Here is a 23,390-nt window from a genome sequence, read left to right on the forward strand (position 1 = left end):
CATTGTATTTTAACGTAAAATAAATTACGCTTTTTAATAAGATTTTTTAAGGGAAGTGTTTTTATAAGTCGATTTTATCTAAAATTGTCTCAAATTCATACCGTATTTTCCATTTTTGTTGAATAGTCTCTTGTTGAATTGCAACAATTCTTGCTTTAAATTCATTTAATATTCCGTTAACCATAACATAATTTACCGACTGCTCAAAAGAATTAAGCATGCTTTTATAGAACAACTCCTGTTTTATGAAGTTACCCGACGAATATGTTTGCGCAATTTCAATATTGTAAAACATAATATCCGCAATTACAAACGGGTCAACACCCAATAAAATAAAATGTTTTATGATTTTCTGAGCTACAGAACGACGCATCTTTGCTTTTGGACGCCATTTCGCACCAGGCTTTTTTATTGGAAAATATTCGTGTGAGATTTTCGTTTTACTTTCCTGCAACAGTTTATCTTCTTTGGGATTAAAAACAAAATCATAAAACACTTTTACGGGACTAAATTTTTCATACAACTCTATAATTTGCTCTTCGAGCTGTTGTTTATTTAGTTCGGATACATATTTTTTTAAGTCACGTTTGCTCATACTCAAAGTTTAAGATACAAAAGTAAATTACTTTTATCACACATACTTTAATAATCGGGTATAATACTTAATTTTGTAAGTATAAATTCAAAAAACAAATACATGCTCAAGATTTTTAAACTTACAGCAATTTTAGAAGGAATTACATTTTTAGTATTACTCGCTAATATGTTCATCATTAAAACAAACAATCCGGAACTTTACCACACAATTGTACGTCCTTTCGGGTTAGCTCACGCCGCTTTGTTTATTGTTTATACTATACTGGCAATTTTATTAAGAAAATCTCAAAATTGGGATCTAAAAACTTTCGGGATCATCCTAATTGGATCTTTTATTCCTTTTGGAACTTTTTATGTTGAGAAAAAATATTTAGAAAATAATGCATAAGCTTTTGGATAAAATATTCAATTTTTTATATCCTGTTTTTAGGGATTGGGGAATGAGCCGAAACTTTGCGTCTTACATCAGCCTGATCTTTAATATTGCCATTATGCTGGCTCTGGCTTATGCTATTTATTATGTCGCTAAGTTTGTTTTGGTCACTTTGACCGCCGTCTTTGCACAGCGTACCAAAACCAAGTTTGATGATTATTTAATTCACAATAAAACAACCAAATACACTGCCTATTTAATTCCGTTTTTCTTTATTTACAAAGCAGTTCCTATCATTTTGGATAAATATGAGTATTGGGAATCTGTTTTTGGAAAAATTGTAGGCGTTTATATTGTTTTGATCACTTTATGGATCATCAGAACTATTTTTAATTCGCTACGGGATTATTTAAAACAAAAACCGGAATACAGCGACAAACCAATCGATAGTTTTGTTCAGGTCATAATGATTGTGCTTTGGATTTTTGGAATTGCCCTGATTGTTTCGACCTTATTCGGAATCAAAAAAGGTGAACTTTTAACTATTTTAGGAACACTTTCGGCTATTATTATCCTGATTTTCAGAGATACTATTTTAGGTTTTGTTTCTAGTGTCCAAGTTGCGATCAATGATATGGTTCGTATTGGTGACTGGATTACGATGGATAGATTTGGTGCCGATGGAGATGTTATCGAAATTAACCTGACAACCGTAAAAGTCCGAAATTTTGACAATACCATTACTACCATTCCAACTTATGCTTTGAGTTCAGACTCTTTTCAGAACTGGCGAGGCATGCAAAAATCTACTGGAAGACGAATTAAAAGGCACGTTTTGATTAAAAGCAGCACTATTCGCTTTTTGAATAATGAAGAGTTGAATCAGATGAAAAAAGTACAATTGATTCGCTCTTACATTGAAACCAGACAAGCTGAAATCGAAAAATATAATGACTTGCACGGTGTTGATAAAACGCTGGCTCTTAATGGACGAAACATGACTAATTTAGGGCTGTTTAGAAAATATATTATTCAATATTTAATCAACTACCCGGGATTAAATAAAGACATGCATATGGTTTGCCGTCAGCTGCAGTCAACAGAACATGGGGTTCCTTTGGAAATTTATGCCTTTTCGAGCGATAAACGATGGGCTAATTACGAATATATAATGGCCGATATTTTTGACCACGTTATGGCCTCAGTAATTTATTTTGACTTGGAAATATTCGAATTGCCTTCTAAAATTGGTCGTTTGGAATAACTCTTTGTTTAAAAAGTTTCAGGTTTCACGTTTTTAACTGGGCGATAGACATCATCACAAAAAACCTGAAACCTGAAACTATTCTTTCACCTGTTCAAAAACAAACTTGGAATTATTGTACTCTATAGGTATTCCGGGCATAAAACACGGAAGATTCATATAGGTACTCATTACACCGCTTCCTAAAAACAGTTTATTTTCTTTTTTTAACAAAGCAATTGGTATTCGTTTCCAGCTTCCTCCATTAGAGATGTAATGAAAATCTCCACGCAAAGTGTCCCCTTTTATATCTCCCCTAACATCTCCGGAGTCTTTCCCTACCCGATAATACGATATTTCGTAACGACCGTAAAAACGTTTGTCACTCATATTGATTGCTATAATTGCTGTATCTTTATTACTTACAGCCTGATAAACAATATGATTGTAGGCCTTCTTTTCTTCCTTAGAATTGCAGGATATTAAAAAAGTAAGTAATACAGAGACCGTTATAAAATTTTTCAGCATTTTCTAATCGTTTTTTTACCATATAAGTTCATGTGATTTTTCATAGAGCTTATATCTACTTATATAACTTATATGGTGGAAATTTATTTTACAAACGGTCTTTTACAAATTCAATCTGGGTTTTTCCGTGAGGTTTTGGTTTTCCGTCTTCTCCCAAATTAACCATTGTTGTATGGTCAATTGTGATGATGATTTCGCGGGTCATCATATTTCTTACAGCACATTTAAGAACTAAAGAAGTTGTACCAAATTTCACCACATCAATTCCAATTTCTACAATATCACCTTGTCTGGCAGAACTTTTAAAATTGATTTCGGACATGTGTTTCGTTACAACTCTCGAATTTTCTAATTGTACAATCGAATATAAAGCAAGCTCTTCGTCAATCCAGGCCAACAGCTGTCCGCCAAATAAAGTTCCGTTCGGATTTAAATCTTCGGGTTTAACCCATTTTCTGGTATGGAATCTCATATTTTTATTTTATAAAAACAAAAATAGCATTTTACTATTGGATTTTTTCCTTAAATTTAAAAGAAAAAACATGAGCGACAGAAACACTTTTTTAAAAGAATTCAGAGGCGAAACTTTAGGAACTATCAGCGCTCAGTCATCGGCTGATGAGTTATTTCAAAATCAAACCATTAGACCCATTTTAAAACTTCAGAATGATTTGTTTGTTGCAGTTTTTAGTAATTATGTAAATAAAAACAAAGCTGATTTTTATTCTTACACCGTCGAAAAGAAACTTCAGGTCATTGAAAACTCCATTCAAAAAGATATTAAGTTCCGAAATTCTTTAAAAGGAATCGTAATAGCACTTTTTACAATCGAAGAATACAATACTTACATTCAAAATTCTTCAAGCTTAAACAAAAGAATGATGAATTTATTGATTGACCGATTAAAAAGTCAGGTGCAGTTGTTTGAATTGGAATCGAATTCAAAGTAGATTTTTTAAATGGAAATAGAAATACTACAGAAAAATAGGTAGGTCTGTAATTTTTGATTATGATAAGTATTTAACGCTGAGGACAAAACATTACATTTCTATCAATTATAATTATTATTTTAGAAAAACTAAAATAGCTGAACTAAAAAAGAAAATTTGGAGTTTTACATCTAAAATGATACTTGATGTAAAAGATGATAAAACAGAATTTCTAGATCAAATAATTATTCATGTATTATCAATTGAAACTGGAGTTTCAGTTGATTAAGCATTTAAGTAAAACAATACAAAACCAATGTTTGAGCAATTCCGAAATAAATTCCCCCTAGACGATTCAAAATGGAACGAATATACAAGCTATTTTAAACGTCTTGAAGTTCCTGCAAAAACGATTCTTCTGGAAGAAGGAGAAATTTCAAAAAGGCTTTTTATAATCGAGAAAGGCTGCATTCGGGTTTGGTTTAATAATAACGGAAAAGATTTAACAACTCAGTTCTTTTTCGAAAATCAAAATGTTGCTTCTATCGAAAGTTTTGTCAAAAAGCTCCCAAGTCCCGTATTTATTGAAACCATTGAGCCTGCTGTTTTATGGTGGATTCATAAAAGTGATATCGATATAATTCTGGAAGAAATTAAGGAAATTCCGGAATTAAGAGATCAGTTTATAGACAAGATTTTTCAGCGCACATTTGATTATATAAGACATTTTGTTTCTTTTATAAAAGATTCTCCTGTTCAGCGATATCTCAATTTGATTGAAGAAAATCCTCAAATTGTCCAGCGTGTCCCTCAGCATTATATTGCTTCTTATCTTGGCATAAGTACAGTTCATTTAAGCCGAATAAAAAGCAAATTACTTCAGAGAAAATAATACTATTTCATTTAATAACAAATGTTATCGTCTGCCTATCAACTGCTGTTTAGCTTTGCATCATAAAATAATCATTATGAAATGAGCATAACCCTAAATTGGTCGTAAGCACCAATGAAAATATGCGAATTACTTATGACCGATAAAAATCAATAAATATGAACATATGAAAGCAGCAGTTATTTATAAAAAAGGCGAAATGCCAAAATATGCAGAATTTGCGACCCCAATTCCTCAAAATGAAAACGAAATTTTACTTTCTGTCAAAGCGGTTGCCATTACCAATCTGGATAAAGCAAAAGCCAGCGGTAAACATTATTCTTCTGAAAATAAAAATCATCAAAGCGGAACTTTAATCGGAAGCGACGGTATTGGTTTATTAGAAGATGGTACAAGGGTTTATGCGAGAGGAATCACGGGAACAATTGCCGAAAAAGCAGTAGTAGAAAAAAACAGAATGGTAAAACTACCTGAAGGAATTAGTAATGCAGTTGCAGCTGCAATGCCAAATGCAATTGCTGGCTCTGCAATGGCATTACGATTTAGAGCGGGAATACAACCCGGAGAAACAGTTTTAATAAACGGAGCTACCGGTTTTACAGGACAAATGGCTATCCAGATTGCACAATATTACGGTGCCAAAAATATAATTGTTACAGGAAGAAACGAAAAGACTCTTCAAAGCCTTTTAGAATTGGGTGCTAACGAAATCATTTCGCTCCAACAAGATGATGAATCTATAGTCAAACAACTTAAAGAAATTCATCAAAATACACCAATAGCTATTATTCTTGATTATTTATGGGGACATTCTGCTGAATTGATTTTTACAGCTTTAAAAGGAAATGGCTCATTTACAAATAAAGTTAGATTTGTTTCAATTGGTTCCATATCTGGTGAAAATATTCAATTGTCATCAGGAATCTTAAGAAGCGTTGATCTTCAGTTATCCGGTTCTGGTTTAGGAAGCTGGACAAAAGAAGAGGTAAAATTATTGCTTTCAGAAATACTTCCGGAAATGTTTCTCTTAGCAGCACAAAAAAAATTGACAGTAAATATTGAAGAAATCAGTTTAATCGATATTGAAAAAATGTGGAACAAAGAAGTTTCAGATGGTAAGCGATTAGTAGTAAATATCTAAAAGGATAAAAAAAGGATTGACAAAATCGGGATTTTGCATCTCCATTTTGTCAATCCTTTATGATTTATAAACAATTTTAATACGCTAATAACTCCTTCAAAGCTTCTTCAAAGCGATTTTTAGGCAAAAACTGGTCTTCCAATGCTTTTGTAAACGGAATTGGAGAATCTAAACTGGCCACTCTTTTTACCGGCCCATCAAGGTATTCAAAACATTGTTCCATAATTAAAGCCGAAATATCACTGGCAATTCCGCCGAACAAAGTGTCCTCCTGATAAACAATCACTTTTCCAGTCTTTTTAACCGATGCAAAAATAGTTTCAGTATCCAAAGGCTGTAAAGTTCTTAAATCAATTAAGTCAGCCTCGATATCCGGATTTTTCTCTAAAGTTTCCAATGCCCAATGCACCGATGCTCCAAAAGCAATAATGGTTATTTTTTTTCCTTCTTTTATTAAGGTTGCTTTTCCTAAGGGAATTGTATAATAATCATTTGGAACATCCTGATAAACGCTTCTGTATAACTGCTTATGTTCAAAAAACAAAACAGGATTCGGGTCGTTTATTGAAGTGTTTAATAAACCTTTGGCATCATACGGAAAAGCAGGGTAAACTACCTTCAAACCCGGAGTTTTGGTAAACCAGGCTTCATTTGTCTGTGAATGAAAAGGTCCCGCCTGTGTTCCTCCCCCGCAAGGCATACGCACTACAACATCAGCTTTTTCACCCCAGCGATAATGTGATTTTGCCAATAAATTTACAATAGGATTAAAGCCCGTTGAAACAAAATCGGCAAATTGCATTTCTACAATCGCCTTATAACCGTTAATCGATAATCCCATTCCGGTTGAAACAACAGCACTTTCACAAATTGGAGTGTTCCGAACTCTGGATTTTCCGAAAAACTCAACAAAACCATCTGTTATCTTAAACGCTCCACCATATTCTGCTATATCCTGCCCCATAATAATAAGATTATCATGCTGCTTCATTGATTGCTCTAAACTTTTTCTAATAGCGTCTATAAAACGAATATTTTTAGATTCTGATGAATGATTAATTTCTTCATGCTTATAAGGCTTATAAACATCCTCTAATTCTCCCTCGTATGTTGGAATAATTTCAGGCTCTGCATTGGCTATGGCTAAATTTTCATCAATCTCCTGCTTGATTTCGTTATGAAGCTGTTCGTCAAATTCTTCTGTTAAAACTCCTGTTTCTTTCAGGAATTTTCGATAGTTGGCAACCGGATCTTTCTCGGCCCACTCATCTCTTAATTCCTGCGGAACATATTTTGTACCACTTGCCTCTTCATGTCCGCGCATTCTAAAGGTTTTAAATTCCAACAAAACAGGATGCGGATTTTCCTGCATCTGTTCTTTCAGCTTCGAGAGCTTGTTATAAACTTCGAGAATATTATTTCCGTCAATGATATGACTTTCCATACCATAACCTATACCTTTATCTGCTAGATTTTCACAGCTATATTGTTCATTTGTTGGTGTCGAAAGTCCGTAACCATTATTTTCAATGATAAACATTACAGGTAATTTCCATACTGCGGCTATATTGAGGGCTTCATGAAAATCCCCCTCACTTGTTGCTCCTTCTCCGGTAAAAACAGCGGTAATTTTTTTATTATTTTGAAGTTTATCGGCTAAGGCTATCCCGTCTGCAATACCTAACTGAGGTCCCAAATGCGAAATCATTCCTATAATTTTATATTCCTGGGTTCCAAAATGAAAACTACGATCCCTTCCCTTTGTAAAACCATTTGCTTTTCCCTGCCATTGCGAAAACAGACGATGCAACGGAATGTTTCTGGAAGTAAAAACACCCAGATTTCTATGCATTGGCAAGACATATTCTGATTCATCCAAAACAGCAGTAACACCAACTGCAATTGCTTCCTGCCCTATTCCGGAGAACCATTTAGACACTTTTCCCTGCCGAATCAGGATAAGCATCTTTTCTTCGATCAAACGGGGTTTCAGTATTTTTTTATACAAATCTAATAATTGAGTATCACTAAGGTCTTGTCTGTAGAAGATCATTTGGTTTTATTTTTAGTATTCCAAATATATTAAAATATAACAATCCAAAACCAAAAGTTAAATAAAATAGATTTTAAACCAACTCAAAAACAGTAATTAAAATAGAAATGTAAACTATGACTAAGTGGTTTCTAGCATGATTTTTTTTTAATCATTTAAATTTAAGCTAAAAAATACTGCTACTGGTATAGATTTTTCAAGAATCACAAGAATTAATCCCCTGATATCCAGCAGTACGACGATTGTCTAAGATAGAGTTTCTTTTGATTCCTCACTGCTAAGAATGGCATTTTTGTTTTGCAATAAAACCGAAGCCACTCCATTTCCTGTTTTCCCAAATCCGATTAGTCGCATTTTAGAATGCTCTTTAAAAAAATAGATTTTTTTATTGAAAAACAGGTGTTTTCAGAATTATTAACATGTTTTTAAAGCAAAATGATCCTGAAATTATAGTTTAATCAATTTTTAATTTTTCGTTTCAATATTAAATTATCGCATAAAAAGCTCAATTTTATAATAACTTTTAAAATTCAAAACTAAAATATTATCTACCTTTGTTATACAAGGTTTTAAACCTTTTTCTTAAATATAAATGTAAAGTATGCAAAACATTCCTAGTGTAGACTTACGTGATTTCCTTTCGGACGACCCGAAACGTAAACAAAAATTTGTAAATGAAATCGGCAGTGCATTTGAAAACATTGGCTTCGTAGCCCTAAAAGGTCATTTTTTGGATGATCAGCTGGTAGGCGAACTTTATGGCGAAATACGAAAATTTTTCGCCTTGCCATTAGAAACCAAACACAATTATGAAATTCCCGGAATTGGCGGACAAAGAGGTTATGTATCTTTTGGGAAAGAACATGCCAAAGGGCGCAAAGAGGGAGATCTGAAAGAATTCTGGCATTTTGGCCAGTATGTTGACAAAAACTCGAAATGGGCATCAGAATACCCGGACAATGTTGAAGTAAAAGAATTACCTCGTTTTAATGAAGTCGGTAAAGAAGCCTACCAAATGCTGGAAAAAACCGGTATTTATGTATTGAGAGCATTAGCTTTGCATCTTGGTCTGGATGAGTTTTATTTTGATGAATATGCGAAAGAAGGAAATTCCATTTTAAGACCAATTCATTATCCGCCAATTACTTCTGAACCAGAAAATGCTATTCGTGCAGCGGCTCACGGAGACATCAACTTAATCACATTATTGATGGGGGCTCAGGGCAAAGGTTTACAGGTTCAAAATCATGGTGGAGAATGGATTGATGCCATTGCTCAGGATGATGAATTAGTAATTAATGTTGGAGACATGCTTTCAAGACATACCAACAACAAATTAAAATCTACCATTCATCAGGTTGTAAATCCGCCAAGAGAATTATGGGGAACTTCGAGATATTCGATTCCGTTTTTTATGCATCCGGTAAGCGATATGCGCCTTGATTGTTTAGAAAACTGTATTGATGCCGAAAACCCTAAAAAATTTGAGGATATTACGGCCGGAGATTATCTATACGAACGTTTAGTAGATTTAGGTTTAATAAAAAAATAAACTCTTAAATCTCAATTTTTTAAATTCCAAATTCCAATTTAATAGTTTTGGAATTTGGAATTTAATTTTTAGAAACTATAAATTATTTTGATAAAATGGACTTTAAAGACCAACTTAAAAATTTATTTCCTGATCATATTGAATCAAATGAACCAGAAGACGTTCAACAGGAAGATCATGTGCTTTACATTCAGAAAGAGCCTATGATTTGCAAATTCGAAAAACGAAAAGGAAAAGCAACAACAATTATCGAAGGTTATCAAGGAAGTGATGAAGATTTTAAAATATTGGCAAAAGAAATCAAAACCAAACTGAGCGTAGGTGGTACTTTCAAAGATGATTCCATCATTATTCAGGGCGATTACCGTGACAAAATTATGGCAATTTTAAAAGAAAAAGGCTTTAAAACAAAACGTGTAGGTGGATAAATAATTTTAAAAAAAAGTTTAAAATTTCCGGTTTTACAACTTGAAACGTAAAACCGGAAACTTAGTCTCTCTTCTTAACTTAGCAACTAAAAAAATGATCCAGGCGTCAGAATTAATACTCAATCCAGACGGAAGTGTTTATCACTTAAACCTTCGTCCCGAACATATAGCTCAAGACATAATTTTCGTGGGAGATCAAAACAGGGTGGAGAAAATCACTCAGTTTTTTGATTCTATTGAATTTACAACACAAAAAAGGGAATTTAAAACCCAAACCGGAATTTACAAAGGCAAAAGAATTACGGTAATGTCAACCGGAATTGGTCCCGATAATATTGATATTGTTTTAAACGAATTGGACGCTTTGGTCAATATTGACCTGCAAACCCGTTTACCGAAAAAAGAACTGACTTCATTAAATATTATCAGAATCGGAACTTCGGGTTCTTTGCAGCCTGATATTCCAATAGATAGTTTTGTTATGTCGAAATTCGGATTAGGATTAGATAATATGCTTCGCTCTTATCTGATTGATGAAGTTTCACAGAATGCTATTGAAGACGCTTTTATCATGCATACCAATTGGGATATCCGAAAAGGAAGACCATATGTAATACCGTGTTCAGAAACATTAGAAAAAAGTATCGAATCGGATCAGATTTTTAAAGGGATTACCGCTACAGCCGGAGGTTTTTATGGCCCTCAGGGAAGGGTATTGCGTTTAAAGATTCAGGATGAAGATTTAAACAGCAAAATGGATAATTTCAATTTCAATGACAACCGAATTACCAATTTAGAAATGGAAACAGCCGCAATTTACGGACTTTCGGCATTATTAGGTCATAATGCTTTGTCGTTGAATGCGATTATTGCCAATCGTGCCTCGGGAACTTTCAGCGAAGATCCATACAAAGCCGTTGATGAGTTGATAGCATATACGTTGAATAAATTGGCTGATAAATAATGTTTGGTTTTATAATTGATCATATCATTTTTCAGCCTGTAAGAAAATTTACATTAGGCATGGGTGGTTTATTTAGATGGTGCTTTTTTCAAGTTTTAAATGTTTCTATCGAAAAAAGATATCCTACAAGTTTAGAGTACTATTGGGATAATGATAGTGAAAAAATTGACAAAAATGGATTCACAACAGCTCAGAAAAATTTATTTGCCGGATTTATGCTTTTTATTTGTTTTATAATTTTAATTGAAAAAACAGAAGGATGACGTTAAGAGTCGCACGACACACGAATGATATGGAAGCAATTGCAAACTTCTACATCAATATATTGGGTTTTGAGCGTTTGGGTGGATTTGAAAATCACAATAATTATGATGGTATTTTTATTGGGAAACCTGGTTTAGACTGGCATTTTGAATTTACACAATCAGAAACAAAAGCTGATCATAAATTTGATAAAGATGATATAATTGTACTTTATCCGGATACAATTAGAAAATATAATATGTTACTTGAAAGCCTATTAGGGAATGGTATTACGAAGATAACTGCAATAAATCCATATTGGAATGAAAATGGACAAATGTTCCTGGATCCAGATGGTTATCGTATTGTGATTTCATCTTTAAAAGCTACAAAATTAAATTAGAGAATGGCAGAAACACACACAAAAGTCCTATTTAGATATTATAGTGATTTATTAGAAGATACGGTTGTAGAAACTATGTGGGCAGAAATTATCGATTTAGAAAAAGGATATTTTAAACTGGATAATATTCCGTTTTTCGGACCTTTAATTGCCACAGACGATATTTTCTACGCTGAATATGACAAAGATGAAGAAAAACTGGTTTACAGAAAAACGATAGAAAGCTTTGGAAACTCCATTCTTCAGGTTGTAATTTTAGAAAAAGGATTTGATAAGGAAATAATACGAGAAGAACTAAAATCAATTAATTGTGCCTCAGAAGGGCTAAATGAAACTTTATTTGCTGTAGAAGTTCAGAAGGATATAGATTATTCGATTGTAAAAGATCTTTTAAGCCAATACGAGTTACAGGAAATTATAGAATTTGCAGAACCGTGTCTTTCAGAAAAACACAGAACCGATTTATTAAAAAACTAAACAAACATCAAATACGACAACCAACTTAACTTAAACTTAAACCCAAATGAAAACTGTAAAAATTGTAGGTGTTCCCGAGCACTTCAATTTACCATGGCAACTCTGCATTGAAAATGGCGAATTTGAAGCTGAAAATATTGATTTGCAATGGAAAAATATTCCAGAAGGTACTGGTAAAATGTGCCAAATGCTGCGTGATGGTGAAGCTGACATTGCTGTAATTTTAACCGAAGGCATTATAAAAGATATTGTTGCCGGAAATCCAAGTAAAATTGTGCAGATTTACGTGCAATCGCCTTTAATCTGGGGAATACACGTAGCGGCAAAATCAGATTTTAAAACCATAAAAGATCTTAAAAATAAAAAAGTTGCGATTTCAAGACCCGGATCCGGATCGCAATTAATGGCTTACGTAAATGCGGACGAGCAAGGCTGGGAAACAGATAATTTAGATTTTGAAATTATTAATACCATAGATGGTGCTGTTGAAGCTTTAACAAATGGTACCGCTGATTACTTTATGTGGGAACGTTTTATGACCAAACCTCTTGTCGATCAGGGAATTTTCAGACGTGTAGGCGATTGTCCAACTCCATGGCCTTCGTTTGTGATTACGGTTCGGGACGAGTTTTTGAAAAAAAATCTAAAAATCGTGGAGAAAATCCTTAAAATCATTAACAGTACCACACACGATTTCACACAAATTCCTGACATTGATCAGACATTAGCCGATATTTTCAGTCAAAAACTGGAAGATATTCAGGAATGGTTAAAACTAACACAATGGTCACAAAAAAATCTAACCGAAAAAACATTTATTAAGATTCAAAATCAGTTATTTGATCTGGGTATTATTGATAAAAAAAGTACTTTTGCTGAAACCGTAAAAGCGATGTAGAAAACACTGCTTTTTAATGCTATGATAAAATTTCCAAAAATTGACTTTCCGCAATTAAAATCCAGGTTACAGGTAAAATCGCCCTGGGACAGGATTATCATTATGATACTCAGTCTTTTGATTACGATTCCGGTTTTTATCATACTGCATCAAAACCTGATCGACTTAAAATGGCCTTTTAATTTAGACAGGGTATTTATTTTTATAATCGTTTTTACCGTCCTTTTCTTTCTGCTGATGTTGTTACGCACCATCATTATCATTTGTATTGTTCTCTATCTGCTTGTATTATTTTATGGAAGTGTCATTGGAAATTATGGTTTTTCCGAAATATCAGAAGACTATAATTCCATGATTTACACCATGTCAGACAATCCTTTTCCTCAGGATATTATTGTAGCAAAACTACTTCCGTTTCCTAATAAATCAAAAATTATAAATGCCATAGAATATCAGAACCCAAAGGTTCGTAATTTTGCTATTATGGCTACTACAAAGCATTTCAGGGGCATAAAAGGATATTCAGATTACAGAACCATCATTCAGTGTTTTGCCGTTTTTAAAGAAATCAATAATCGATGGAATTACGTTAACGACCCAAAAGAAGGCGATTATATTGCTACAGCAAGTGAATCATTAGAATATTTTTCAGGAGACTGTGACGATCATTCAATTTTGATGGCTGCTGCGATCCGGGCCATTGGTGGAACGCCAAGGTTAATTCATACCAAAGGACATATTTATCCTGAAATATTGATTGGATCGTTAATTGACCTTGAAAAAGTCAATTACCTAATTAAAAATGTACTGTTTGTAAAAGAAAGTAAAGGAAAAAAAATACACTATCACATCGATGAACGAGGTCAGGTCTGGATGAACCTTGATTATACGGCAAAATATCCGGGCGGTCCCTTTTTATTTGAAGAAATTTTAGGGGCTTTAACGCTTAATTAGGATTCATTTAATATAAGCCTTTCAGGGTTTTGAACCACTGAAAGGCTTATTTTTATTGAATTTCAAATCTACTTCTGACGTTTCTTTAAAACATCAACCACATCATTCAGTTGAAAACCTTTAGCCTGCAACAGAATAAGGTAATGAAAAAGCAAATCAGCACTTTCACTAAGGAATAAATCATCGTTATCGTCTTTGGCTTCAATAACCACTTCTACTGCTTCCTCTCCAACTTTTTGGGCGATTTTATTAATTCCTTTTTCGAATAGTGAAGCTACATAACTTTTCTCCGAATCAGCATTTTCCCTGCGGGTTTTGATTGTATTTTCTAACTGATAAATAAAACCATAATTTTCCTTATTCTCTTCCTGCCAACAGGTATCAGCTCCAGTATGACAAGTTGGCCCAACAGGTTTCGCCTGGATTAAAAGCGTATCGCCATCACAGTCGTTTTTGATACTGACCAGATTCAAAAAGTTACCACTTTCCTCTCCTTTTGTCCAAAGTCTTTGTTTGGAACGGCTGAAAAAAGTTACTTTCTGGGTTTCGATTGTTTTTTGAAGTGATTCTTCATTCATATATCCCATCATTAGGACATTTTTCGTTTCTGAATCCTGAATAATCGCCGGAATAAATCCGTGGGAACTTTTGATATCTATTTCCATATTAGTCTAAAGTTGTAAAGCCCAAAGTCTTAAAGTTAAAACTACATTCGGACTTCTATATTGTTATTTTTATTGTTTAAATCTTTCTTCTTGACTCTATTCTAAAGTCTAACTTCAATATTATTATTTTTAAGTTCTTGTTTTAAGGCTTTTATTTCGATTTCTTTAAAATGAAAAACACTCGCTGCCAAAGCTGCATCTGCCTTTCCTAGTTTAAAAGAATCCACAAAATGCTGAATATTTCCCGCACCTCCTGAAGCAATAATCGGAATATTAATCAACTCTGATAATTTTGCCAAAGCCTCGTTTGCAAAACCATTTTTAGTTCCGTCATTGTCCATTGAGGTAAATAAAATTTCGCCTGCTCCGCGTTCTGCTACTTCAACTGCCCAATCGAATAAATTTAATTCTGTTGGCACTTTTCCACCCACCAAATGCACGATCCATTGTCCGTCGATTTGTTTGGCATCGATAGCAACCACAACACACTGACTTCCAAATTTTTGAGCCAAATCGTTAATCAATTGCGGATTTTTTACAGCCGATGAATTAATAGAAACCTTATCAGCACCATTATTCAATAAAATTTCAACGTCTTCGACAGACGAAATTCCACCACCAACCGTAAACGGAATATTGATTTTCTCCGCCACACTTCGCACCATATTCACTAACGTTTTTCTTCGCTCTTCCGTTGCCGAAATATCCAGAAAAACCAACTCATCCGCACCTTCTGCCGAGTAAATTTCGGCCAGTTCTACCGGATCTCCGGCATCACGTAAATCTACAAAATTAACACCTTTTACGGTTCTTCCGTTTTTTATATCCAAACAAGGGATGATTCTTTTTGCTAACATTTATCTAATGTGTTAATTAGATAATTAGTCAATTAGATAATTTTTGCATTGTGTATAAATTATCTAATTATCTCATTATCTCATTTTCTAATTATGTAGTTCTCCAGTTGTTTCAGCGTAATTCTTCCTTCGTAAATCGCTTTTCCTATTATTGTTCCCTCACAACCTAATTCGGCTAATTTTGGGAGTTCATCAAATGTTGAAATTCCACCAGAAGCAATTAATTTTATTCCTTCTGCTAACTTCTCGACTCCGCTCGAAGTGACAGAACATTCATTGATTATTTTTTTATACAAATCAAAACTAGGCCCTTCAAGCATACCGTCTTTTGCAATATCAGTACAAATAACGTATTGAATTCCTTTGGCTTGATAATCCTGAATAAACGGAATCAATTCTTCTTCTGAATCTTCCAGCCAGCCTGAAACCGCGATTTTTTCATCTTTGGCATCAGCACCTAAAATGATTTTATCCGAACCGTATTCTGAGATCCATTTTTCGAAAATTGTTCTGTTTTTCACTGCAATACTTCCGCCTGTAATTTGGTTTGCGCCGCTTTCAAAGGCAATTTTCAGATCAGAATCGGCTTTTAACCCGCCTCCAAAATCAATTTTTAAACTAGTTTGCGTAGCAATTTGCTCCAAAATTTTATAATTCACAATTTTACTCGATTTTGCTCCGTCAAGATCTACCAAATGCAGATATTCGATTCCGTGAGCTTCAAATGATTTCGCAACTTCAAGCGGGTTTTCGTTATAAATTATTTTGGTATCGTAATCGCCTTTTGACAAGCGAACACATTTTCCTTCAATGATATCTATGGCTGGTATTATTCTCATTTATTTAAGTCTTAAAGTTTGAAAGGCTAAAGTCGTAAAGGCTTGATTTTTGATTCTCGATTAACGATTTTTGATTTCAGATATTTTAAAATTGATATTGTAATTGATTTTTGATATTTATATTGAATTATAATTTCAAAAAGTTTTCTAATATTTTCTCCCCGACATCTCCGCTTTTTTCAGGATGAAATTGTGTTCCGTAAAAATTATTTTTATGCAATGCCGATGCGTATTCAACATCATAATTTGTTGTAGCAATCGCTTCAGCGCAGTTTGGAGCATAAAAACTGTGTACCAGATACATGAATTCATTTTCGGGAATATCTTTAAACAAGTCCGATTTTAAATTATAGATTTGGTTCCATCCCATTTGTGGTACTTTTACATTTGAAGTAAATTTAATTACATCCACATCAAAAATTCCCAGACCTTTTGTATTTCCTTCTTCTGTTGAATTGCACATTAATTGCATTCCAAGACAGATTCCAAAAACGGGTTGTTTTAAATTCGGAATTAAATTCTCCAAACCGCTTTCCTCCAGTTTTCTCATGGCATAGCTTGCTTCACCGACACCCGGAAAAATCACTTTATCTGCTGCGAGAATTTCTTCAGGATTATTGCTTAGAACCGCTTTAAAACCAAGTCTTTCAATAGCAAACATTATGCTCTGAATATTTCCTGCTCCGTAGTTTATTATTACTATTTTCATTTATATTAGTCTAAAAGTTGTAAAGTCAAATGTCTAAAAGTCAATTTTGCTTGTCCTTAATTTGGGAAAACTTTCGACTTTATGACTTTTGTCTTTCGACTTAATTAAAGCATTCCTTTGGTCGAAGGCAAAATCATTTTCTCGGTATCTCTTTTTACAGCCACTTTTATGGCTTTTGCGAAAGCTTTAAAAATCGCTTCAATTTTATGGTGCTCGTTATCGCCCTCGGCTTTGATATTTATATTGGCTTTTGCTCCGTCTGAGAAGGATTTAAAGAAGTGAAAAAACATCTCGGTTGGCATTTTACCCACCATTTCACGTTTAAATTCGGTTTCCCAAATCAGCCAGTTTCTTCCTCCAAAATCGATGGCAACCTGCGCCAGACAATCGTCCATTGGCAAACAGAAACCATAACGTTCGATACCTAATTTATTTCCGAGTGCTTTTGCAAAAACTTCCCCTAAAGCAATTGCTGTATCTTCAATGGTATGATGTTCATCAACTTCTAAGTCACCTTTTACAAGAACTTCCAAATCCATTTGACCGTGACGTGAAATCTGATCTAACATGTGGTCAAAGAAAGCGATTCCTGTATCGATTTTACTTTTCCCTGTTCCGTCAAGATTCAGGTTGATAAAAATATCCGTTTCATGTGTCTTACGTGTAATCGAAGCTGAACGTGCCTCTAATTTTAAAAACTCATAAATCGTTTTCCAGTCGGTGGTCTGTAAAATAATCGTTTCATCTAACTCTTCACGTTTGGAAGAAATTTCAGTGCTTCCGGCACCATCGGTCAGATTCATAAAAATGGCTTTTGCTCCTAAGTTTTTAGCCAGTTCAACATCGGTAAGACGGTCTCCCAATACAAATGAATTTGCCAGATCATAGTTCGGATTGTCAATGTATTTTGTCAGCATTCCGGTTCTAGGCTTGCGTGTTGGTGCATTATCTTCCGGAAACGATCTGTCTACAAAAATATCATCAAACAAAACGCCTTCGTTCTCAAAAGCTCTCAGAATAAAATTCTGTGTTGGCCAAAATGTATCTTCCGGAAAGCTATCTGTTCCTAAACCATCCTGATTGGTAACCATTGCCAGTTCATAATCCAGTTCATTGGCAATTTTAGCCAGATACTGAAACGCTTTCGGATAAAACTCTAATTTATCTAAGCTGTCTAATTGATATCCTTCAGGTTCTAAAACAATCGTTCCGTCACGATCGATAAAAAGTACTTTTTTCATATTTTTATTTTTTGAGAATAAAGAAAAAAGAGTAAAGAAAATAGCCTTTTTATTCTATCCAAAAAGTTATTTCAATTTTTTCTTTCTTTTTTGCTCTATATTCTTTCTTCTATTTTAACAACTTCAATTCTTTAATCAAAACTGCATTTTCGTCTGGAATTCCAATCGTAAAACGCAGACAATTTTCACATAACGGCTGCGTAGTTCTGTTTCTGATCACGATTCCTTTTTCAATTAATTCGTCGTATCTTTTATTGGCATTATCTACTTTTACCAGCACAAAATTAGCCTCAGTAGGGTATACGTTTTGAACAAAACTAATATCGTTTAAAACTTTAAGCAATTCTTCTCTCTGTTCAATGATAGCAGCAATTTCCTGTTTTATTTTTTCACCGTCCTTCAATCGCTCAATCGCTCTTTGCTGCGTTAGTTCGTTTACGTTATAAGGCGGCTTGATTTTGTTTAAAACTGAAATCACGGCTTCAGAGGCATAACAAATTCCCAAACGAATTCCGGCCAGACCATACGCTTTTGAAAGCGTTTGTGTAATCACCAGATTCGGATATTGCTCCATTTTTCCCAGCCAGCTTTCTTTGTCTGAAAAATCAATATAGGCTTCATCAATTACCACCAAACCCTTAAAGTTTTGAAGTAATTTCACCACACTTTCATCCGAAAAAGAATTTCCTGTTGGATTGTTTGGTGAACATAAAAAGATAATCTTTGTATTCTCATCAACAGTATCTAAAATTTTCTCAACCTGTGGCTGAAAATCGGTTGAAAGTAAAACTTCTCTGTTTTCAACAGCGTTGATATTTGCCAAAACACCATACATTCCGTACGTTGGCGGTAAGGAAATAATATTATCCGTTTTCGGTTCGCAGAAAGCCCTGAAAAGTAAATCTAAAACCTCATCGCTTCCGTTTCCTAATAAAATCTGGCTTTGTTTTACGTTATTATTTTTAGCTAAAATTGCTTTAACCGAATTCTGCTGTGGGTCCGGATAGCGGTTTACCCCATTCTGAAAAGGATTTTCATTGGCATCCAGAAAAATCATTTCGGCAGTATCAAAATCTTCAAACTCATCACGCGCTGATGAATAGGGTTTTAATGTTTTTACGTTTTCACGTGTTATGGTGTTTATATCGAATTCCATTCTTTTATTTTTTAAGTAGAAGAAAGAATCAAGAAAAAAGAATATAGACTAAATCTAATCCTTAAATTCATTTATCTTACTTCTTGCCACTTTGTTCTATCTTCTTTATTCTTTACTCTAAACTCTTCAATCTCAGTGTTACTGCATTTTTATGTGCCTGCAAACCTTCTGCCTCTGCCATAACTTCAATGGCGCGTCCAATATTTTGTATCCCTTTTTCTGATATTTTTTGAAAAGTCATTGATTTCATAAAACTATCCAGATTTACACCACTATAATTTTTGGCGTAACCATTTGTAGGCAGCGTATGATTCGTTCCTGAAGCGTAGTCACCGGCACTTTCGGGAGTATAATTTCCAATAAAAACAGAACCTGCATTTACAATTCCGTTACAATAAAAATCATCATATTCTGAGCAGATAATAAAGTGTTCCGGACCGTATTCATTGATAAGTTCCAAAGCAATTTTGTCATTTTCTACCAAAATCAATTTAGAGTTTTCAATTGCTTTTTTTACAATTTCTTTTCTTGGAAGCTCTTCCATCTGAATTTGTATTTCTCTTTCAACAGCATCAATCAGTTTTTTTGAAGTCGAAACCAAAATTACCTGACTGTCGGTTCCGTGCTCTGCCTGGGATAATAAATCTGAAGCTACAAAGGCAGGGACAGCTGTATCATCTGCCACAACAAGCAACTCTGAAGGTCCCGCAGGCATATCTATTGCCACACCAAATTGTGTTGCCAACTGTTTTGCTACGGTTACAAACTGGTTTCCTGGTCCGAAAATTTTATATACCTTAGGAATAGATTGCGTTCCAAAGGTCATTCCCGCAATCGCCTGGATTCCGCCTACTTTTAATATTTTGGTTACACCGCATAAATTGGCAGCATATAATATCGCCGGATTTATTTTTCCGGTTTTGTCAGGAGGCGAGCATAAAACAATTTCTTTTGATCCGGCTATTTCAGCGGGAACAGCCAGCATCAAAACAGTAGAAAATAAAGGAGCAGTACCGCCCGGAATATACAAACCTATTTTTTGAATGGGTCTTTTTTCCTGCCAGCAGTTTACACCTTCAATGGTTTCAACAGAAATCCGTTCTGTTTTTTGTGCCGAATGAAAGTTGTAAATATTGCTTTTAGCCAACTGAATTGCCTCTTTTAATTCAGTTGAAATTGAATTGATTGCCTCTTCAATTTCTGCTGATGTCACTTCATAATTGTCTAAAACAATGCCGTCAAAGATCGATGTGTATTTTGCAACCGCTTCATCTCCTTTTTTCTGTACTTCCTTAAAAATTTCTTTAACCGTAACTTCGATATCATCGATGGTTTTTGTTGGTCTTTTTAATATTTGAGACCAGGTATCTGGTTTTGGATTATTTATTTTATTCATTTTTTTTATGCTTTAAGCTTTAAGCTTTAGGCTATAAGCTTTATTAACTTTGTTTTTTTTGGTTTAAAGCATATTGCCTAAAACCTAAAGCGGGGCAAATCCTTAAAGAACCATTTTTTCAATTGGGCAAACTAAAATCCCTTCAGCTCCTGCTTCTTTCAACTGATCGATTACGTCCCAAAAAGTATCTTTATCAATAACTGAATGTACGCTGCTCCATCCTTCCTGAGCCAAAGGCAAAACGGTAAGGCTTCGCAAAACAGGTAAAATTTTCCCAATTTCTTCAATTTTTTCGTTTGGCACATTCATCAGTATATATTTTGAATTACGTGCTCTTAAAACAGACTGGATTCTAAATTTTAAGGTATCGATGTGTTTTTGAATTTCCGGGGAAACTTTTGGAGAAACTGCTAAAACTGCTTCGCTCTTTAAAATTACCTCAACTTCTTTCAAATTGTTTTTGAACAAAGTGCTTCCGCTGGAAACGATATCGACAATTGCATCAGCAAGGCCAATATTAGGCGCAATTTCTACAGATCCTGAAATCTGGTGGATATCAACCGTTAAACCAAATGAACCAAAATATTCGTTTACCGTATTGGGATAAGAAGTCGCAACACGCAAACCTGCCAAATCCTGAATCGAATTGTATTCAAAAGTTTTAGGAACTGCTACTGAAACTTTACATTTTGAGAATCCCAATTTTTGAACCACTTCAATATCTTTTCCTTTTTCTACCAAAAGATTATCACCAACGATTGCTAAATCAACCACTCCGTCAATTAAATACTGAGGAATATCCGAATTTCTTAAATATAAAACTTCAAGAGGAAAGTTTGACGCTTCGGCTTTTAACTGATCGATTCCGTTGTTGATCGAAATACCGCAGTCTTTAAGGATCTGAATGCTGTCTTCGTTTAAACGACCTGATTTTTGAATTGCAATTTTTAAAGTACTCATTTTTTCTTTTTTTGTTTAGTTAATAGTTTGAGTACAAAGAATAGGTAATAAAAAACCCGTTTGATGTACTCAAACGGGTTTTAAAATATGATGATTTACATCCATACATTAACACATCGCCTGAGAGCAATTATGAAAATGATGATGATGTAATTGATTTGTAAACATTTTTGGTTTGTTTTTTTATTCTTTGATTCGGTTGCAAATATACAGGTTAATTTTATAAAAAAACAATTTTTAATTTAACTTAACGGTGGTTTATTGTTAAAAAAAATACAGAATCTATTTCAATACCTTTTTATAATTGTAACCCGTTGACGGAAATTAGTTTTTAATGATAATACTTCGTCAGTTGGAGTAATTTCGATAGACAATTGTATTGGGAACAGAAAAAATTTCATAGAAAATAATTCCCGATACTTTTTTTTGTTGCTTTTGTCTGCGCAAAAAACACTGAACTGATGTTTTTGAATAATTCTAACTAACGGGTAATTCTAATATGTTTGTTTCCTCGTTAAATTCTAAAATTACTGTGGTTCCTACATTCATTTTGCTTTCTATGTGAAATTGAATATCCAGCAATTCTGTAAAACGTTTGACGATAGACAATCCTAATCCTGTTCCTTTAATTTCAGGATGTCCGGCAGAGTTTGACCTGAAAAAAGGATTAAAAATAGCTTCTAAATCACTTTTTTTAATTCCGATTCCGTTGTCTGTAATTTTACAGATTATTTTATTGTTTTGTTTAGAAAGAAAAACGGATACCTCACCTCTGTTATTTGTATACTTAACTGCATTCGAAATAATATTCCTAAAAATAGTTACGACCAGATAATTATCAGACTTGATAAAATAATCTTCTTCAGCTTCAAATTTTATTTTGATATTTTTACTATTTATGTTTTGTGATTTCAAAGTAATTACATCCAAAATTACTGCATTCAGATAAACCGATTCCGGCAAAATATTTTGTCTCTGATTCTCAAAGCGTGCCAGCATCAGAAGCTCGTCTACCAATATATTTAAGTGGTCTACTTCGTTAATGCAGTAATTTATTTTATCTTCATATTCCTTATTGTCCCGGGGTTTTCGAATCAAAACTTCGAGAGTGCCTTTAATGACTGTTAAAGGTGTTCTGAGTTCATGTGATGCATCAGAGGTAAATTGTTTTTCACGTTCAATGGCATCTTCAATACGGTTTAATAAATTGTTTATATTTTCGGATAATGTATACAGTTCATCATGTGTTCTGGGCAACGGAATCCTGTTTTTTAAATTATCTTTTGTAATACTCTTCGAAGTGTTTATAATGGCATTTATTGGTTTTATGCTTCGTCCTGCAAAAAAACGGGCAATAAAAAACAATAATAACAGAATGACCGGAAAAGACAGCATCATAATATTAAATAAACTGTCGAGTACTAATCTGGAATCTTTTAATGGCATTGCTATTATCAAATAGCCTATCTTTTTTGCTTTTACCTGAAGCGGAACCTGAATCTGTCTAATAGTATTATGTCTGATTTTGGTGTCAAAGAGTTCAAAATTAGGCACAGTCTTATCAAACATCAGGACTTCATTTTTAAGATTGGGTGATTTTTCAACTATTTTTTTGTTTACATCCAAAAACTCAACAAATACAGGATTAATATCTACTGTATTATGTTCGCGCTCTTCCCATTCTTCTTCATTAACCAGGATTATAACATTGTCTATAATCCTGATTTGCTTGCGAAGATTTTGAATTTCTACTTTAATATCATTATCAATATGACTATAAACAGCATGCTTTACTATGGAATAGAGTGTGAAAAAAACTACCAGAATCAACAAACCGGTTGTTATGATATAGTTTAAGGCAATTCTGTTTTTAAAGGAAAGCTGTTTCATTT

26 protein-coding genes are annotated in these 23,390 nt (G+C 33.8%); 13 read left to right on the plus strand and 13 right to left on the minus strand.

Translation table 11 applies throughout. The features are described from left to right. Positions 1-61: 61 nt before the first annotated feature. Positions 62-595, minus strand: a complete 534-nt coding sequence (locus DMB65_RS17935; RefSeq protein ID WP_110307996.1) for a DUF6155 family protein — start codon at positions 593-595, stop codon at positions 62-64. 102 nt (positions 596-697) lie between these two features. Here DMB65_RS17935 and DMB65_RS17940 point away from each other — a divergent pair, with 102 nt between their 5' ends. Next, complete coding sequence (locus tag DMB65_RS17940) at positions 698-985, plus strand: DUF3817 domain-containing protein (protein WP_110307997.1); 288 nt, start codon at positions 698-700, stop codon at positions 983-985. Further along, a complete protein-coding gene (locus tag DMB65_RS17945; RefSeq protein WP_110307998.1) occupies positions 978-2,234 on the plus strand; it encodes a mechanosensitive ion channel family protein in 1,257 nt (418 codons plus the stop codon). Before DMB65_RS17940 ends, DMB65_RS17945 begins: the two co-directional genes overlap by 8 nt. 78 nt (positions 2,235-2,312) lie before the next feature. Here DMB65_RS17945 and DMB65_RS17950 read toward each other — a convergent pair whose 3' ends face one another. Then, positions 2,313-2,741, minus strand: coding sequence for a hypothetical protein (locus DMB65_RS17950; protein WP_110307999.1), 429 nt, complete (start codon positions 2,739-2,741; stop codon positions 2,313-2,315). An 88-nt stretch (positions 2,742-2,829) separates the two neighbouring features. Then, complete coding sequence (locus DMB65_RS17955; protein WP_110308000.1) at positions 2,830-3,213, minus strand: acyl-CoA thioesterase; 384 nt, start codon at positions 3,211-3,213, stop codon at positions 2,830-2,832. A 70-nt stretch (positions 3,214-3,283) separates the two neighbouring features. On the opposite strand from DMB65_RS17955, the gene DMB65_RS17960 reads away from it, so the two are divergent. The 3 genes from DMB65_RS17960 to DMB65_RS17970 all read left to right on the plus strand — a co-directional run bounded on the left by DMB65_RS17960 (position 3,284) and on the right by DMB65_RS17970 (position 5,703). Beyond that, positions 3,284-3,691 (plus strand): glyoxalase, encoded by a 408-nt coding sequence (locus DMB65_RS17960; RefSeq protein WP_110308001.1) that lies wholly within the window; start codon positions 3,284-3,286, stop codon positions 3,689-3,691. 295 nt (positions 3,692-3,986) lie between these two features. Next, the gene (locus DMB65_RS17965; RefSeq protein ID WP_110308002.1) at positions 3,987-4,562 is read left to right on the plus strand and encodes a Crp/Fnr family transcriptional regulator; all 576 of its coding nucleotides are present in this window, start codon (positions 3,987-3,989) and stop codon (positions 4,560-4,562) included. Between the two features lie 166 nt (positions 4,563-4,728). Beyond that, positions 4,729-5,703: a quinone oxidoreductase family protein gene (locus tag DMB65_RS17970; RefSeq protein WP_110308003.1), complete on the plus strand. Its 975-nt coding sequence runs from the start codon at positions 4,729-4,731 to the stop codon at positions 5,701-5,703. A 76-nt stretch (positions 5,704-5,779) separates the two neighbouring features. On the opposite strand, the gene DMB65_RS17975 is transcribed toward DMB65_RS17970, so the two are convergent. Continuing rightward, the gene (locus DMB65_RS17975) at positions 5,780-7,756 is read right to left on the minus strand and encodes an alpha-ketoacid dehydrogenase subunit alpha/beta (protein ID WP_110308004.1); all 1,977 of its coding nucleotides are present in this window, start codon (positions 7,754-7,756) and stop codon (positions 5,780-5,782) included. Positions 7,757-8,357: 601 nt separating this feature from the next. Between DMB65_RS17975 and DMB65_RS17980 the strand changes: the two genes are divergently transcribed. The 8 genes from DMB65_RS17980 to DMB65_RS18015 all read left to right on the plus strand — a co-directional run bounded on the left by DMB65_RS17980 (position 8,358) and on the right by DMB65_RS18015 (position 13,675). Then, positions 8,358-9,308, plus strand: a complete 951-nt coding sequence (locus DMB65_RS17980) for an isopenicillin N synthase family dioxygenase (protein ID WP_110308005.1) — start codon at positions 8,358-8,360, stop codon at positions 9,306-9,308. Positions 9,309-9,403: 95 nt separating this feature from the next. After that, the gene (locus DMB65_RS17985; protein WP_110308006.1) at positions 9,404-9,736 is read left to right on the plus strand and encodes a translation initiation factor; all 333 of its coding nucleotides are present in this window, start codon (positions 9,404-9,406) and stop codon (positions 9,734-9,736) included. 94 nt (positions 9,737-9,830) lie between these two features. Further along, positions 9,831-10,700: a nucleoside phosphorylase gene (locus DMB65_RS17990; protein WP_110308066.1), complete on the plus strand. Its 870-nt coding sequence runs from the start codon at positions 9,831-9,833 to the stop codon at positions 10,698-10,700. Further along, on the plus strand, positions 10,700-10,963 hold the full coding sequence (locus DMB65_RS17995; RefSeq protein WP_110308007.1) for a hypothetical protein: 264 nt from the start codon (positions 10,700-10,702) through the stop codon (positions 10,961-10,963). The genes DMB65_RS17990 and DMB65_RS17995 overlap by 1 nt, the downstream gene beginning before the upstream one ends. Further along, positions 10,960-11,346 (plus strand): VOC family protein, encoded by a 387-nt coding sequence (locus DMB65_RS18000; RefSeq protein WP_110308008.1) that lies wholly within the window; start codon positions 10,960-10,962, stop codon positions 11,344-11,346. The genes DMB65_RS17995 and DMB65_RS18000 overlap by 4 nt, the downstream gene beginning before the upstream one ends. A 3-nt stretch (positions 11,347-11,349) precedes the next feature. Further along, a complete protein-coding gene (locus DMB65_RS18005; protein ID WP_110308009.1) occupies positions 11,350-11,823 on the plus strand; it encodes a DUF4265 domain-containing protein in 474 nt (157 codons plus the stop codon). Between the two features lie 46 nt (positions 11,824-11,869). After that, positions 11,870-12,721, plus strand: a complete 852-nt coding sequence (locus tag DMB65_RS18010; protein WP_110308010.1) for a substrate-binding domain-containing protein — start codon at positions 11,870-11,872, stop codon at positions 12,719-12,721. A gap of 21 nt (positions 12,722-12,742) precedes the next feature. Then, positions 12,743-13,675: a transglutaminase-like domain-containing protein gene (locus DMB65_RS18015; protein ID WP_110308011.1), complete on the plus strand. Its 933-nt coding sequence runs from the start codon at positions 12,743-12,745 to the stop codon at positions 13,673-13,675. A 68-nt stretch (positions 13,676-13,743) separates the two neighbouring features. Here the strand turns inward: DMB65_RS18015 and hisIE are convergent, their stop codons facing one another. The 9 genes from hisIE to DMB65_RS18060 all read right to left on the minus strand — a co-directional run bounded on the left by hisIE (position 13,744) and on the right by DMB65_RS18060 (position 23,388). Beyond that, on the minus strand, positions 13,744-14,340 hold the full coding sequence (gene hisIE / locus DMB65_RS18020; RefSeq protein ID WP_110308013.1) for a bifunctional phosphoribosyl-AMP cyclohydrolase/phosphoribosyl-ATP diphosphatase HisIE: 597 nt from the start codon (positions 14,338-14,340) through the stop codon (positions 13,744-13,746). Positions 14,341-14,441: 101 nt separating this feature from the next. Further along, positions 14,442-15,197 (minus strand): imidazole glycerol phosphate synthase subunit HisF, encoded by a 756-nt coding sequence (gene hisF, locus DMB65_RS18025; protein WP_110308014.1) that lies wholly within the window; start codon positions 15,195-15,197, stop codon positions 14,442-14,444. Positions 15,198-15,277: 80 nt separating this feature from the next. Then, complete coding sequence (gene hisA / locus DMB65_RS18030; protein ID WP_110308015.1) at positions 15,278-16,036, minus strand: 1-(5-phosphoribosyl)-5-[(5-phosphoribosylamino)methylideneamino]imidazole-4-carboxamide isomerase; 759 nt, start codon at positions 16,034-16,036, stop codon at positions 15,278-15,280. 127 nt (positions 16,037-16,163) lie between these two features. Next, a complete protein-coding gene (gene hisH, locus DMB65_RS18035) occupies positions 16,164-16,745 on the minus strand; it encodes an imidazole glycerol phosphate synthase subunit HisH (protein WP_110308017.1) in 582 nt (193 codons plus the stop codon). Positions 16,746-16,849: 104 nt separating this feature from the next. Further along, positions 16,850-17,986: a bifunctional histidinol-phosphatase/imidazoleglycerol-phosphate dehydratase HisB gene (hisB, locus tag DMB65_RS18040; RefSeq protein ID WP_110308018.1), complete on the minus strand. Its 1,137-nt coding sequence runs from the start codon at positions 17,984-17,986 to the stop codon at positions 16,850-16,852. A gap of 109 nt (positions 17,987-18,095) precedes the next feature. After that, complete coding sequence (hisC, locus tag DMB65_RS18045) at positions 18,096-19,142, minus strand: histidinol-phosphate transaminase (protein ID WP_110308019.1); 1,047 nt, start codon at positions 19,140-19,142, stop codon at positions 18,096-18,098. 112 nt (positions 19,143-19,254) lie between these two features. Further along, entirely contained in the window at positions 19,255-20,538 is a 1,284-nt protein-coding gene (gene hisD, locus DMB65_RS18050) for a histidinol dehydrogenase (protein WP_110308020.1), read from the minus strand. Positions 20,539-20,640: 102 nt separating this feature from the next. Further along, positions 20,641-21,498 carry an ATP phosphoribosyltransferase gene (gene hisG, locus DMB65_RS18055; protein ID WP_110308021.1) on the minus strand — a complete coding sequence of 286 codons (858 nt, stop codon included), beginning with the start codon at positions 21,496-21,498 and terminating at the stop codon, positions 20,641-20,643. Between the two features lie 477 nt (positions 21,499-21,975). Further along, a complete protein-coding gene (locus DMB65_RS18060; RefSeq protein WP_110308023.1) occupies positions 21,976-23,388 on the minus strand; it encodes a sensor histidine kinase in 1,413 nt (470 codons plus the stop codon). Positions 23,389-23,390 lie beyond the last annotated feature (2 nt).

Origin of the sequence: Flavobacterium cheongpyeongense, assembly GCF_003202435.1 — a bacterium.
In the GTDB taxonomy this organism is placed as follows: Bacteria; Bacteroidota; Bacteroidia; order Flavobacteriales; family Flavobacteriaceae; genus Flavobacterium; species Flavobacterium cheongpyeongense.

Excerpts from the sequence above, each read along its gene's own strand:
- DMB65_RS17965 (WP_110308002.1), top strand. The coding sequence starts at position 3,987 with ATGTTTGAGCAATTCCGAAATAAATTCCCCCTAGACGATTCAAAATGG.
- DMB65_RS17990 (WP_110308066.1), top strand. The coding sequence starts at position 9,831 with ATGATCCAGGCGTCAGAATTAATACTCAATCCAGACGGAAGTGTTTAT.
- DMB65_RS17995 (WP_110308007.1), top strand. The coding sequence starts at position 10,700 with ATGTTTGGTTTTATAATTGATCATATCATTTTTCAGCCTGTAAGAAAA.
- DMB65_RS18010 (WP_110308010.1), top strand. The coding sequence starts at position 11,870 with ATGAAAACTGTAAAAATTGTAGGTGTTCCCGAGCACTTCAATTTACCA.
- DMB65_RS18000 (WP_110308008.1), top strand. The coding sequence starts at position 10,960 with ATGACGTTAAGAGTCGCACGACACACGAATGATATGGAAGCAATTGCA.
- hisB (WP_110308018.1), bottom strand. The coding sequence starts at position 17,986 with ATGAAAAAAGTACTTTTTATCGATCGTGACGGAACGATTGTTTTAGAA.
- DMB65_RS17970 (WP_110308003.1), top strand. The coding sequence starts at position 4,729 with ATGAAAGCAGCAGTTATTTATAAAAAAGGCGAAATGCCAAAATATGCA.
- hisG (WP_110308021.1), bottom strand. The coding sequence starts at position 21,498 with ATGAGTACTTTAAAAATTGCAATTCAAAAATCAGGTCGTTTAAACGAA.
- DMB65_RS17940 (WP_110307997.1), top strand. The coding sequence starts at position 698 with ATGCTCAAGATTTTTAAACTTACAGCAATTTTAGAAGGAATTACATTT.
- DMB65_RS17975 (WP_110308004.1), bottom strand. The coding sequence starts at position 7,756 with ATGATCTTCTACAGACAAGACCTTAGTGATACTCAATTATTAGATTTG.
- DMB65_RS17945 (WP_110307998.1), top strand. The coding sequence starts at position 978 with ATGCATAAGCTTTTGGATAAAATATTCAATTTTTTATATCCTGTTTTT.
- hisD (WP_110308020.1), bottom strand. The coding sequence starts at position 20,538 with ATGAATAAAATAAATAATCCAAAACCAGATACCTGGTCTCAAATATTA.
- DMB65_RS18015 (WP_110308011.1), top strand. The coding sequence starts at position 12,743 with ATGATAAAATTTCCAAAAATTGACTTTCCGCAATTAAAATCCAGGTTA.
- hisH (WP_110308017.1), bottom strand. The coding sequence starts at position 16,745 with ATGAAAATAGTAATAATAAACTACGGAGCAGGAAATATTCAGAGCATA.
- hisIE (WP_110308013.1), bottom strand. The coding sequence starts at position 14,340 with ATGGAAATAGATATCAAAAGTTCCCACGGATTTATTCCGGCGATTATT.
- DMB65_RS17950 (WP_110307999.1), bottom strand. The coding sequence starts at position 2,741 with ATGCTGAAAAATTTTATAACGGTCTCTGTATTACTTACTTTTTTAATA.
- hisF (WP_110308014.1), bottom strand. The coding sequence starts at position 15,197 with ATGTTAGCAAAAAGAATCATCCCTTGTTTGGATATAAAAAACGGAAGA.
- DMB65_RS17985 (WP_110308006.1), top strand. The coding sequence starts at position 9,404 with ATGGACTTTAAAGACCAACTTAAAAATTTATTTCCTGATCATATTGAA.
- DMB65_RS17960 (WP_110308001.1), top strand. The coding sequence starts at position 3,284 with ATGAGCGACAGAAACACTTTTTTAAAAGAATTCAGAGGCGAAACTTTA.
- DMB65_RS18005 (WP_110308009.1), top strand. The coding sequence starts at position 11,350 with ATGGCAGAAACACACACAAAAGTCCTATTTAGATATTATAGTGATTTA.
- DMB65_RS17955 (WP_110308000.1), bottom strand. The coding sequence starts at position 3,213 with ATGAGATTCCATACCAGAAAATGGGTTAAACCCGAAGATTTAAATCCG.
- hisA (WP_110308015.1), bottom strand. The coding sequence starts at position 16,036 with ATGAGAATAATACCAGCCATAGATATCATTGAAGGAAAATGTGTTCGC.
- DMB65_RS18060 (WP_110308023.1), bottom strand. The coding sequence starts at position 23,388 with ATGAAACAGCTTTCCTTTAAAAACAGAATTGCCTTAAACTATATCATA.
- hisC (WP_110308019.1), bottom strand. The coding sequence starts at position 19,142 with ATGGAATTCGATATAAACACCATAACACGTGAAAACGTAAAAACATTA.
- DMB65_RS17980 (WP_110308005.1), top strand. The coding sequence starts at position 8,358 with ATGCAAAACATTCCTAGTGTAGACTTACGTGATTTCCTTTCGGACGAC.
- DMB65_RS17935 (WP_110307996.1), bottom strand. The coding sequence starts at position 595 with ATGAGCAAACGTGACTTAAAAAAATATGTATCCGAACTAAATAAACAA.